The sequence below is a fragment of the Micromonospora sp. NPDC007230 genome (assembly GCF_042869115.1).
Taxonomy (GTDB): Bacteria; Actinomycetota; Actinomycetes; order Mycobacteriales; family Micromonosporaceae; genus Micromonospora.
Window position 1 is genome coordinate 1 of record NZ_JBIAFE010000033.1, and the last position, 11,991, is coordinate 11,991.

Here is an 11,991-nt window from a genome sequence, read left to right on the forward strand (position 1 = left end):
GCTTCCGTCTCCACGACACGCCGAATCCACAAAGGACCATCACGGCCGCCGAGACGTCAGGGTTAAAGAACAAGCTTAGAGCCTGGTAAATAAGGTTTTCAGGTGCTTTGGTGGCGGGCGAGGCGGCGGGCCATGACGATGACCATGGCCCACTGGACTCGCGGCGTGGTGGGCGGGTAGCAGAACATGTCTGGTTCGGAAAAGCTCTCGTATCGTCGGACTGCAGGTGCGATCCATCACATCTGGTCCACAGTAGACCTTCGGCATGGTTGAGCGACCTGCCTATCCATCCACAGCCGCCTTTTGGTCACGGCCGCAAAGTTTCACGCGCGGCATCGGTACATATAGACGGATCGATCAGAGTCCCCTACTGTGATCGCACGGCCTGAGACCGCTCTCTATACGATCCGTTCGGCGGCGGACGCGTGAAGTGTGCTCGACGACGCAGGTCGACGTCGCGGCATCCTCGGCTGCGGCGCGGCGGCGCGCGCCCTGCCTGGCGAACTTGGTCAGGAAGGGGCACTGGTGAAACGACAGCCCATCGTTCGATGGCAGCCAATGGCGGCCGCCCTGCTTCTGGTCGCCCCTGGACTCAGCGTCCTCGCCGCGCCGGCAACCCCGGCCGCGGCGGCGATCAACCCCGCAGACTTCCAGCAGGTCACGCTCGCCAAGGGCGTAGCCGAGACCGGCGAACCCATGGCGCTCGCGGTGCTGCCGGACCGCTCGGTGCTGCACACCGCGCGCGACGGCACCCTGCGCCGCACCGACGCCGCCGGCAACACGTCGGTGATCGCGAACATACCTGTGTACACGCACGACGAGGAGGGCCTGCAGGGCGTCGCCGCCGACCCGAACTTCGCCAGCAACCGCAATATCTACCTGTACTACGCGCCGCCGCTGAGCACCCCGGCCGGCGATGCGCCTGCCACCGGTACCGCCACCGACTGGGTAACCTGGACTGGGGTCAACCGGCTGTCCCGGTTCACGCTGAACGCCGACTACACGGTAGACATGGCCAGCCAGGTCACCGTCCTGGAGGTGACGACCAGCCGCGGCATCTGCTGCCACGTCGGCGGTGACATCGACTTCGACGCGGCCGGCAACCTGTACCTGTCCACCGGCGACGACACGAACCCGTTCGAGTCGAGCGGGTACTCGCCGATCGACGAGCGCACCAACCGCAACCCCGCCTACGACGCGCAGCGCTCCGCCGGCAACACCAACGACCTGCGCGGCAAGGTTCTGCGGATCAAGGTCAACGCCAACGGGACATACTCAATCCCGGCCGGCAACATGTTCGCGCCGGGCACCGCCAACACCCGGCCCGAGATCTACGCCATGGGCTTTCGCAACCCGTTCCGGATGAGCGTCGACAAGGCGACCGGCATCGTCTACCTCGGCGACTACGGGCCGGACGCGGGCCGGACCGACGCCAACCGGGGCCCGTCCGGTCAGGTCGAGTTCGACCGGATCACGGGGCCGGGCTTCTACGGCTGGCCATACTGCACCGGCACCAACACCACCACCGAGACGTACAACGAGTGGAACTTCGCCACCAACTCCACCGGCCCGAAGTTCAACTGCACCGGCGGCCCGACGAACAACTCCTTCCGCAACACGGGCCTGACCACGTTGCCGGCGGCCAAGCCCGCCTGGATTCGTTACGCCGGCGACGCCGGCTCCCCGCCCGAGTTCGGCACCGGTTCCGAGTCGCCGATGGGTGGCCCGGTCTACCGGTACGACGCCGCCAACCCGTCGACCACGAAATTCCCCGCCAGCCTGGACGGGCAGTACTTCGCCGGCGAATTCGGCCGCGGCTGGATCAAGCCCATCGTGGTCAACGCGGACGGCTCGCCAGGTGTGATCGACAACTTCCCGTGGAACGGCAAGCAGGTCATGGACATGGCCTTCGGCCCCGACGGGTCGCTGTACGTCCTGGACTATGGCACCGGCTACTTCAACGGCGACGCCAACTCCGCAGTCTACCGCTACGACTACGTCGGCGCCGCCGGCAACCGCGCCCCGACCGCGGTCGCCAGCGCCGACAAGACATCCGGCGCGGCACCGCTGGCCGTGACGTTCTCGTCGGCGGGCTCCAGCGACCCCGATGGCGGGACGCTGACCTACTCGTGGGCGTTCGGCGACGGCGGCACCTCCACCGCCGCCAACCCATCGCACACGTACACCACCATCGGCAACTATGTCGCCACTCTGACGGTGCGCGACCCGCAGGGCGCCACCGGCACGGCCAGCGTGCCGATCAGCGTCGGCAACACCGCCCCGACGGTCGTCGTCAACAGCCCCACCTCCGGGCAACTGGCCGCCTTCGGCGACAGCGTCCCGTGGAGCGTCACGGTCACTGACCCGGAGGACGGCGCGATCGACTGCGCCAAGGTGACCATGGCCTACCTGATCGGGCACGACCAGCACGCCCACCAGATCACCTCGCAGACCGGCTGCTCCGGCACGATCACCATCCCAGTGGACGGCGAGCACGACGACGCGGCGAACATCTTCCCGATCTTCGACGCGTCGTACACCGACAGGGGCGGCCTCACCACCCACGCGCAGAACATCCTGGCGCCGAAGCACCGGCAGGCCGAGCACTACAAGACCTCGTCGGGTGTCACCAAGGTCAGCAGGGCCACGGCCGAGGGCGGCATGACCGTCGGCGACATCAACAACGGCGACTGGATCCAGTTCGACCCGTACAAGCTCAACAACGTCACCTCGTTCACCGCCCGGGTGTCGTCGGCCGGTGCGGGCGGCACGCTGCGGTTCCGGACGGGATCACCAACCGGCACGATCATCGGCTCGGCGACGGTCACCCAGACCGGGTCCTGGGACACGTACGTCACGGTGAGCGGCACCATCAGCGGCGCACCGGCAGGCACCACCTCGCTGTACGTCACGTTCGCTGGCAACGGCAAGCGCGCGCTGTTCGACCTGGACAGCTTCACGTTCGTCACTGGTTAGAAGGGAGACCACCGATCATGACGCGTAGACTCGCTCTCTGCCTCGCCATCGTGGTCGCCGCGCTCGGCTTCAACGCCGTGCCGGCCCATGCCGCGCCGGATTTCACCGTGCTCGTCTTCAGCAAGACCGCCGGATTCCGCCACGACTCCATTCCCACCGGCATCCAGGCGATCCGCGACCTGGGCACGGCGAACAACTTCGCCGTCGAGGCCACGGAGGACGCCACCCAGTTCAACCCGACGAACCTGGCCCGGTTCAAGGCGGTCATCTGGCTGTCCACCACCGGCGACGTACTCGACGCGACCCAGCAGACCGCGTTCGAGAGCTACATCCGCGCCGGCGGTGGCTACGTCGGCGTGCACGCGGCGGCCGACACGGAGTACGACTGGGCTTGGTACGGCGGGCTCGTCGGGGCGTACTTCGCCAGCCACCCGACAATCCAGGCCGCGACGGTCCGCATCGCCGACACCACCCACCCGTCCACGGTCGGTCTGCCGGTCGCGTGGACCCGCACCGACGAGTGGTACAACTACCGCACCAACCCCCGCTCGCAGGTGCATGTCCTCGCCACGCTCGACGAGTCCACCTACACCGGCGGCACGATGGGCGGCGACCATCCCATCTCGTGGTGCCGGGCCTATGACGGCGGCCGGTCGTTCTACACCGGCATGGGCCACACCATCGGCAGCTACGGCGAGGCGAACTACCGCACGCACCTGCTCGGCGGCATCCGCTACGCCGCACAGGGCACCGGTGACTGCACGGTCAGCGTTCCCCCGCCGGACCTGGCGCTGAACCACCCCGCCACGGCGTCCAGCGTGCAGAACGCCTCCTTCCCCGCTTCGAACGCCGTGGACGCCTCCCCCACGACGCAGTGGACGAGCGCGTCGTCCGACCCGCAGTGGATCCGGGTCGACCTCGGCGGCACGTACACCATCAACCGGGTCCTGCTGGTGTGGGGAACCACGTACGGCAAGAACTACCAGATCCAGACCTCGGCCGACGGGAACACCTGGACCACGATCGGGACCATCACCAACGGCAACGGCGGCGAGGACGACAACTTCGCCCTGAACGCCTCGACCAGGTACGTACGCATCTACGGCACGGCCCGCGGCAGCAGGAAGGCCGGCTACTCGCTGTTCACGTTCCAGGTGTACGGGACGTGATTCAACCGTCGGCGGCGTAATCGAACCCGCACTGACGAGAGCGGCGCGGAGGAGATCGCCAGCAGAGGCGGCACCACCGACGAATGGTGGTGCCGCCTCTGCGCTCTCTCGGCCAGTGGCCTGACCTGCAGCTGCAAACTCATCCGGCGCCACGAAACGAGCTGATCATCAATGCCTCAAATGTGGCCCCGCTGCGTCGACTCGGCACGGGTGCCCTGCATTTTGGGGGGCGGGCTCGCCGTTGCAGGTGCTGAAAACCTCATCCGTGCTGGTCACAAACTTCTTGATCACCGAGTGGTGAGTGCGGCTCTGCCGCGTCACCCATGCGCCAGCCTCAGCCCCAAGCCGGTACAGCGCATCAGGTGTCGCCACCAACGTCTACCGGGTCAGGGCCCCAGTTAGTCCCCCGTCCTTGCCCGGCAGTAGACTGCTTGCGGAGCCGGCGTGGAAGACGTCAGCGGCTCACAACCGCACCGGTTCGCTCGGGGGAAATCTGGGTTCGAATCCCGGCTCGTCCGTCTATTAGACGCGGACGGTTCGTCCAATTGGTAGGACACCCCCCACCTCATCGAACCCTGTCCCAACCATCAGAGGTTGGGCTGGTGAGATAGGAAAGGTTGAGCGAATAAGCATCCGGCTGCGTACGCATCGCCGAGGCGATCTTCCTTTTGCGATCGGCCAGACACTCGATCACCTGCCTCGTCGGCATCGCCTCTCGGTCAGCCCGGCCGGTCCGACGCGCGACCTCGTACCAATTTCCTAGGAACTCTAGGAGAAAGTCGGCCAGCGCGACTGCACCATGGGCGGTGGCCAGATCACCTGGAACCATGAAGGCACCGGAGTGCATCGACATGTTGCGAACGGCATAGAGCCAGTCCAGTTTGCGGCGATAGCGGTCGGTCCACTCATCCAACAAATCGGCGCATCGGGATGGCCTGGCCAGCCGATCGCGCCACTGTGCCAGCTCGGCTGCTGCGATTCCCGGCACGCGACCGCCTAACGTTGTCAACGCGGCTCGCGCCTTACGCAGATCTTCGCAATCCTGTGCCTGCGGGGGTTGGAGGACGTCCAACCACTGGTTGACGTCTATGAGATGGTCGCGGGCGTCCGTGGCGGCGTAGGCATGCAGTTCGGCAAGCAGCTCTTTGAGGTCTCGTCGCAACGACTCAAGGCCATGATCCGTGGTGCGCGCTGCTTCGGCGGCGGCCTCAGCGCGGTCCTCTAGGTGTGTTCTGTGCGGGGAGTCGAGCGGCACCCTCTGAGCAGCACGGACTGCCTGCCGTTTACGGCTCTCGGCCGCGGCGGCGTCCTCTGCCGCGATCGCCAGCACCGCAGCGACCGCCTGTCGCATGTTGTGGTGGCTCTCCACGATTTGCTGCCGCAGCGACTGCAGCGCCATTGCCTCGGCAAGCGCCTCTACATTTCCCTGGGTACTCATTGTGACGCCGCATGCTTCCATCGCCGTCCATGCCAGCGAAACACGAGACATGGGGGCATCTGTCGTCGTGGCAAGGTGACTCATGCGCAGCGCCTCCCGCAGTTGAACGGGCCAGGCTCTAGTTAGCGGGTATGCGACTGCCACGCTCGCGCCGACAGCCTGCAACGCGGCGACCTTCTTGCTCCCGACGCGACCACCTAGCGAGATCGACGCCAGCCGCAGGTCGGCGATCCGGTGACCGGCAACGTACTGGTCGAGTAACTCGCTAACCTCGCGGCGGCCGATCTGGACGGCGGTTCCCCGGTCGCGTGCCCGGACCATCAGAGAGACCAGACACGCACGGCGGTTAGGCCGCCTCGCCTGCTCTGCACGTGCGGCTTCGGCGAACCGGTAGAGCTTGGGAGTGCCGTCGCCCCAGCCGCGGAACTTGTACTGCGGGGTTTCTCGCAGGTCGCATTGTTGCGCGGTCGGCAGCAGAGACTCCAGCGCCGACAGGGAGGATGCGCCACGCACGATGCACGCGACATTGAAGTCCACCTCGGCAGGCACGATAGCCCGGTAAAGTGTTGCGCAATCCAAGGTCGAGCTGGCAAGCGCTCCAAGCAGGTCATCCCGAAGGTCTGCGTAGTCCCGGCCGTCGAGCAATGCCCGTCCAACTATCTCCATAGCGATCCGGTCGAGGCTGTCCGGCGTCGTGGCGCTCCAAGCACGGTCCAGTAGCAAGGGAAAGACGCCTTCGAGTCGGGCTGACGCAACTGCTAGGTCCGCGGCGAGAGGATCCGTCCCAGCTTTGGACTCTCCTGGCACCCGTGCCAGGACCTGGGCGAGGGAGCTTAGAACCGGATCACCAGGAAGCAACGCCTGGGCGGCCGTTACCGCCCGTAACGCCGAATCGCAAACGCGCGACAACAGCCAGGGCTTTGGCTGGCCCGAGCGGGCGTGTCCCTCGAGCACGACGTATGCCTTGCTAACCTCGCTCGCTAGCGACGGATACGTCGACGCATGACGGCTTACGAAGGACTGATCCCGAGCAGCACGCAGCACGGCCTGCACCAGGTGCCGGCGGATGCTAGTCAGGCTCGCTAGTTCCATGTGCCGGCCCAGCGACGACTCAAATCCACCGTACGCCATATTTCTCGATGCCTCCTGCTGGTCGTACCACCAGCGATCCCTTCCCTCGGGGAACGGAGCCTCCGGTCGACAAGGGTCGCCAATCAGTCCAGAAAACCGAGCGCTTAAGGATGTGCGCCCCTCGGATGTGACGATCTTATTTGCCGTCTCCCCAGCTCTGCCACTGCCGGGAGCCCGCGCATGGTTGCCCCTATGGGGCCCACGAGTCCTACGACTCGAATTCGCGCCGCTCGCCGGTCGCGTCCACCAAGACGACGCCGACAACTCCGAGGCGTCGCGCAATCACGGCCGGTGAACGTTCGGCGAATACCGAGGCGATGTCGTCCGGGCCACCCCACTCATCCACGGAATCCTGTCCTCAAGCAACTGCACAACCACGTAGGATCACTCCTTCGCTTCCGCCGTCCAGAAGCCCGCCTGGTCTACCAGGCTCTGCACCGACTCGCTGACCTCGACCAGCGATTCGATCACCTTGGCGTCATCAATCTCGTACAGCACGTTGGCCTGCCATTCTGCCCTGCAGCGAACCGGTCCACGGCTCGGGCTGCGGTGGCCGGCGCCTCGTCCACCCAGCGGCGCTCGCCCGCCGAGAGCGGGAGAGGCCCCATTCTGCGGTCCCGGCGCAACCGGAAGTAGGCCAGGGCTGATCGGGGCGCGACGCTTCGGTCAGCATCACGGCCGGCCGAACCACATTGACCTGGCCAGTCACAATACTTAAGGTGTACACAATTAATGTGTTCACCTCGATTGTGGAGCCGGCATGATCATCGCTGAGACACTGTCGGTGCGAGACGCGAGGGTGCGGTTACCGAGCATCCTCGAGCGGTTCCGAGCCGGCGACCATGCGCCCGTTGCCCTCGGTGCGCATGGGCGCGCCGAGGCGGTGCTGATGGCGGCTGACATGTTCGCCGAGCTCACGGCCACGATTCCGGCGGACTCGGTTGTCGCGGCGCCCGTGGACCCGCTCGTCGCGGCGGCCGCTGCGCTGCGAATCGAGCCGCGCACGCGGCGGTGGGCGCACCTGGGTCTGTGCATCCTCGACGCGGTGTACTCGATCGGCCAACGGTACGAGCAAGTTGTCGGGATCTGCAACAGGTACACGGATATCGCCGGCCTCAGGGACCGCTATCTCATCGTCGGTGAATCGTCCAAAGTGACGGGGGAACAGGATCTGCGCAGCTTCCGGGATTGGGCTGTCCAGCGCGGCGCCGATCGCCTGGCTGAGGAGGATCTGCAATGCCGCAACAGGACACACCGCGACCGGCTTGCGCCCTACAAGAGCGTCGCGGTTCTCGCGTATGCCGAGGTGCTGTGCAGGCACGGGATCACATCGTTGCGGGATGCGGCTGAACTCTTGACCGACGGCGGCCGCCTGGCGAGGGTTGAGGCTGACCTGCGACGGGTGCCCGGCAACGGGCTGAACGACGTTCGGCTCAACTACTTCTGGATGCTCGTCGGTGATGATCAGCGGATCAAGCCCGACACCATGGTTCGCCGATGGGTCGGTGACGCCTTGGGCCTTCCGTCGCTGCCGACAGCGGCTGACGCCCGCGCACGTGTTGTTGCCACCGCATCTAAGCTCGGCTGTACCCCGTGGGAACTCGACCACGCCATCTGGCTGCATCAGCGGCGGACGCCGCGTCCGGCTGGCCGAGGGAAGTGGAAGCGCACCGATCTTAGTGGCAACGCGTAGGGCCCGCTCCGGACCGCTGTGGCCTTTCGGACACTAACGGCATATCCGGTCCCCAGGCGAGGCTCGATCCAAGGGCCCGTGCCCCAGCAGCGACAAGCCACTGCCGCCGTTGGAGCCGCCCGGCCAGCGGCCCGGGCTCAGGCCTTGGGCGCGGTCATCCGCGGATTGTCGTAGCTGACAGATAGAGTCGCTACGAGTCGCCTGGAAAAACCGCCGCGTTCCTATCGGTCCCCCTGGGGGTGATTCTCGCGATGCCATTGATGGGACTCACACTTCCGACGGTGTCCGCCTACGACCCGCCAGCCTCCGGTGAGGGGAGTCTCGACCCCATGGGTCTGAGCGCGATCTCCGATCGGCTCGCCGAGGTGCTGGTGCCGGGGCTGCGGGCGCGGATGCGCTGGGTGCGGTTTACCACCGCGATGGCGGTCGGGGCGGTCGCGACCGAGTCCTTGGCCGATGAGCAGCCCCACGACGGCGTCTCGACTCCGGCGATCTGCTTCGAGTGGCTGCTCATCGAGGCGTTCGTGCGCCGGATCGAGCGAGGCCTTCCTTCCGACGTCCCTGGCAGCCAGAAGACGCGCACCGCGATCAACCGGGGCGAGCGGCTGTCCCGACAGACCTACCTCAACAGTCCGCGGGTCTTCGGCTTCTACGGCGTCTACAAGCCGTTCGCGGTTGACGCGGGTGTGCTGACCCAGGATCTGGCGCCGGCCGAGCGGTGCGTCGAGCTGGTCCGGGCGTGGGAGCACGACCACGGCCTGACCGGCTTCGCCGACGAGGTGCCCGGCACCGAGGGCGGGGCGATCCGACGGCGGATCCACGAGGAGGTGCGCGCGGCGCTGCAGAAGGGGTCCCTCACGGTCGCCACCGGCGCGCAGCTGCTCGGGCGGCTCGCCACTACGCTGCGCCCCGACAAGGCCGGACCGACCGAGGCAGGGGTGCTGCGCCGGCTTCTCACCGACAAGAGGCACGAGCACCGCGCGGAACTCGCCCTCCTGCTGGCGGGCGACGATCGCATCGCCGCCGAGCCGCAGCTGCTCGCCGCCGCGCGGAAGCACGCATCTCAAGAGCTGGGCCGGATCATCGACGCGGTGGTCAGCTACGAGAAGCTGGCGGTCCTCGTCAATGCCGCCTTCCGCCTGCTCTGCAGCGTGTCGTACTCGCTTGGCGGCCAGCCGCTCACCGCCGCTCATGTCGCTGACGACGAGATGCTCGGCCGGTGCGCTCGCGAGATCCCTGAGCGGTTCAAGCGCGCCGCCGACTGCGTGGCCGAGATAAGCCATGACATCGACCTGGAGCAACGCCTCGGCGAGTTCGTCTACCCCCGCTCGCCGAAGGACCTTGCCGAGTTCGCACTTCACCATCACGAGCAGGTCCAAGCGGGCAAGCCCGGCGGGAAACGCAGTTGGTTCGAGCCGCTGCGAGATGGCTGGGTCGTTCGCCCGCCCTACGGCAGCCCTGAACGACCGGACCTCAACCACTTCGTCCACCCCGTACGGGTTCACACCCTGCGCAGCTTCATCGGCGCCACATCATGACAGTACGGCTGCTTGAGCACTGGTCGGCGCCGCAGCACGCCGGCCGACCCGTGGCATGCCTGGCCACCACCTTCACCTTTGACGCCGACTTCTTCGCGCAGGACTGCCTATCCCGCTTCCTGTCGCTCTCCACAGGCACCGGCGACGGCGATCGGATCTCCACCATCGCCTCGATTCTCGAGGAAGAGGATCGGCTTGCCGAGACGCAGGTGACCGTGCTCGCCGATCGCAGCACGCGCACCCAGAAGCGGAACCTGCGTTGGGATCTGCTCCCGGTCGCCGTACCAGGCGATGGTCTGTTGCATGCCAAGGCCGCGCTTCTGCTCTGGGAGCGCCGCTGCCGGGTGCTGCTCGGCTCGGCCAATCTCACCGCCGCTGGCTACCGGCAGCAGGTCGAGTTCGGCCTCGCCTTGGACCTTGACGAGCACTGCCAGGTACCACGGACGGTCTTCATCGAGTTGCACGACGAACTGCGCGACCTCGTCGACCTCGCTCCCGGGCCGTCACAGCTCGGCCCGAAGGCGCGCGCACTGGCCACCCTGGCCCTGTTCCGGCAGCGCATCGAGGCCGCCGGCCTGCCTGCCTGGCCGACTGCGGGCATCCACATCGCACTCGCGCCTGCCGGGCCGGGAGTCAACCCTCTCAACCGCCACGAGGCGGTTTGGCGCGGGGGCAAGCCGCTGCGCGCGACCGTGCTTTCGCCGTTCTGGGACGACGGGACGCCCGCGCCCGGCATTGACGCAGTACGCCGCCTGCTCACCGGGCGGCCAGCGCAGGAACGCCAGCTGACCATCCTCGCCGACATCAGCCCGTTCACCGGCAAGGTGCAGGGACCGCCATCCCTGATTGATCAGGGCGCACCGGTGTCCGTCTATGCCAGGCGTGACAAGGAGCGGAGGACACTGCACGCCAAGCTCGTGCTCTTGGAGAGTGACACGTGGGTGGCGGCGATGGTCGGCTCGTCGAACATGACAAGGTACGGCCTGGGCCTACATCCAGGCGCGCACCGCGAGCTCAACATGTGGATCGGCTGCGAACTGAACTCGGCCGACGGCAAGGCGCTGCGGGCTCTCGCCGCCAAGGGCGACCCGATCGTGTCCGACGCGCAGGAGTGGGAGACGCCGGCCGACGAGGACGAGGCGACCGGGCATCAGTTGCCGCACGGTTTCGTCGACTGCCTCCTGCACCTGCAACCCGAGCCAGCCGCAACCCTCACCCTCGATCCGACAACGCTGCCCGCCAGCTGGCGGATCCTCGACCCGGCAGGTCACCCTCTTTACGACGGCGCGACCTGGTCGGCAGCCGTCCAGCCTCAAGTACGGGTTTCGCTCGCGCCGGGCATGCCGCTGCCGGCCTACCTGCTGGTCCGTTGGCACATCGACGGGCAGGAGGTTGAGTCGACCTGGACCGCGAATATCGACGACCGCGGTGCTCTGCCACCGCCCAGCGAGCTACGGGAGATCCCCGTCCACGCCCTGCTCGCCGCGCTCGCCTCGACGCGACCGTTGCCCGTCGCCGTCGAGCAGGAGCTACGCAAACTCGAGCGGGTCGCCGAGGCTGGCGCGGACACCGGGCTGGATCCGCTGACGCGCTACAACAAGGCACACCTGATGCAACGCGTCCGGCAATCCTCGCTCGCGCTGATGCGGCTGCAGGAACGGCTCGCGCGGCCGGCGAGCAACCTCGATGCGGTGCGGTGGCGGCTGCACGGGGCGCTCGGCCCGCTCACCCTCGCCGAGAGCGTGGTCCGTACGTCCGAGGAGCAGATGGTCAACGGTGAGAAGCATTTCATGCTCGCCGAGCTCGCTCTCACCATCGCGGCCGTGGACTGGTCGGCCGTCCTCAACGTCGACGAGCGAAGTGACATCAGGCGGGAGGTGACGGCGGTGCTGGAGCAGATCCGGAAGCAGACGCAGCGCCTGCCCTCGTCGCAGGACGCCACCCTTGACCAGTATGTCCGCGATGCGGTGGAGGAGGCCCTGGCGAAGTGTGGCCACTGAAACCTGGGATCAATCTCGCTACGGCTGGTCGGGTATCCACTCAGGA

6 protein-coding genes and 1 pseudogene are annotated in these 11,991 nt (G+C 67.0%); 6 read left to right on the forward strand and 1 reads right to left on the reverse strand.

Annotated features, from left to right (window positions below; translation table 11 throughout):
• The first annotated feature begins 558 nt into the window (after nucleotides 1–558).
• The 3 genes and pseudogenes from ACFYML_RS32290 (at nucleotide 559) to ACFYML_RS32300 (ending at nucleotide 4,145) form a co-directional block, all read left to right on the forward strand.
• Nucleotides 559–2,976, forward strand: coding sequence for a PQQ-dependent sugar dehydrogenase (locus tag ACFYML_RS32290; RefSeq protein WP_387424228.1), 2,418 nt, complete (start codon nucleotides 559–561; stop codon nucleotides 2,974–2,976).
• A 17-nt stretch (nucleotides 2,977–2,993) separates the two neighbouring features.
• Nucleotides 2,994–3,737, forward strand: a pseudogene (locus ACFYML_RS32295) (ThuA domain-containing protein); the annotation flags it as partial.
• Between the two features lie 30 nt (nucleotides 3,738–3,767).
• Nucleotides 3,768–4,145 (forward strand): discoidin domain-containing protein, encoded by a 378-nt coding sequence (locus ACFYML_RS32300; RefSeq protein WP_387424267.1) that lies wholly within the window; start codon nucleotides 3,768–3,770, stop codon nucleotides 4,143–4,145.
• Nucleotides 4,146–4,710: 565 nt separating this feature from the next.
• Here ACFYML_RS32300 and ACFYML_RS32305 read toward each other — a convergent pair.
• Nucleotides 4,711–6,120: a hypothetical protein gene (locus tag ACFYML_RS32305; protein ID WP_387424229.1), complete on the reverse strand. Its 1,410-nt coding sequence runs from the start codon at nucleotides 6,118–6,120 to the stop codon at nucleotides 4,711–4,713.
• Nucleotides 6,121–7,474: 1,354 nt separating this feature from the next.
• Between ACFYML_RS32305 and ACFYML_RS32310 the strand changes: the two genes are divergently transcribed.
• The 3 genes from ACFYML_RS32310 (at nucleotide 7,475) to ACFYML_RS32320 (ending at nucleotide 11,945) form a co-directional block, all read left to right on the forward strand.
• On the forward strand, nucleotides 7,475–8,407 hold the full coding sequence (locus tag ACFYML_RS32310) for a hypothetical protein (protein ID WP_387424230.1): 933 nt from the start codon (nucleotides 7,475–7,477) through the stop codon (nucleotides 8,405–8,407).
• Nucleotides 8,408–8,688: 281 nt separating this feature from the next.
• Entirely contained in the window at nucleotides 8,689–9,945 is a 1,257-nt protein-coding gene (locus tag ACFYML_RS32315; RefSeq protein WP_387424231.1) for a hypothetical protein, read from the forward strand.
• Between the two features lie 50 nt (nucleotides 9,946–9,995).
• Nucleotides 9,996–11,945: a hypothetical protein gene (locus ACFYML_RS32320; RefSeq protein ID WP_387424232.1), complete on the forward strand. Its 1,950-nt coding sequence runs from the start codon at nucleotides 9,996–9,998 to the stop codon at nucleotides 11,943–11,945.
• Nucleotides 11,946–11,991 lie beyond the last annotated feature (46 nt).

Coding starts and splice junctions, on each gene's coding strand:
- ACFYML_RS32290 (WP_387424228.1), top strand. CDS start 559: ATGGCGGCCGCCCTGCTTCTGGTCGCCCCTGGACTCAGCGTCCTCGCC.
- ACFYML_RS32310 (WP_387424230.1), top strand. CDS start 7,475: ATGATCATCGCTGAGACACTGTCGGTGCGAGACGCGAGGGTGCGGTTA.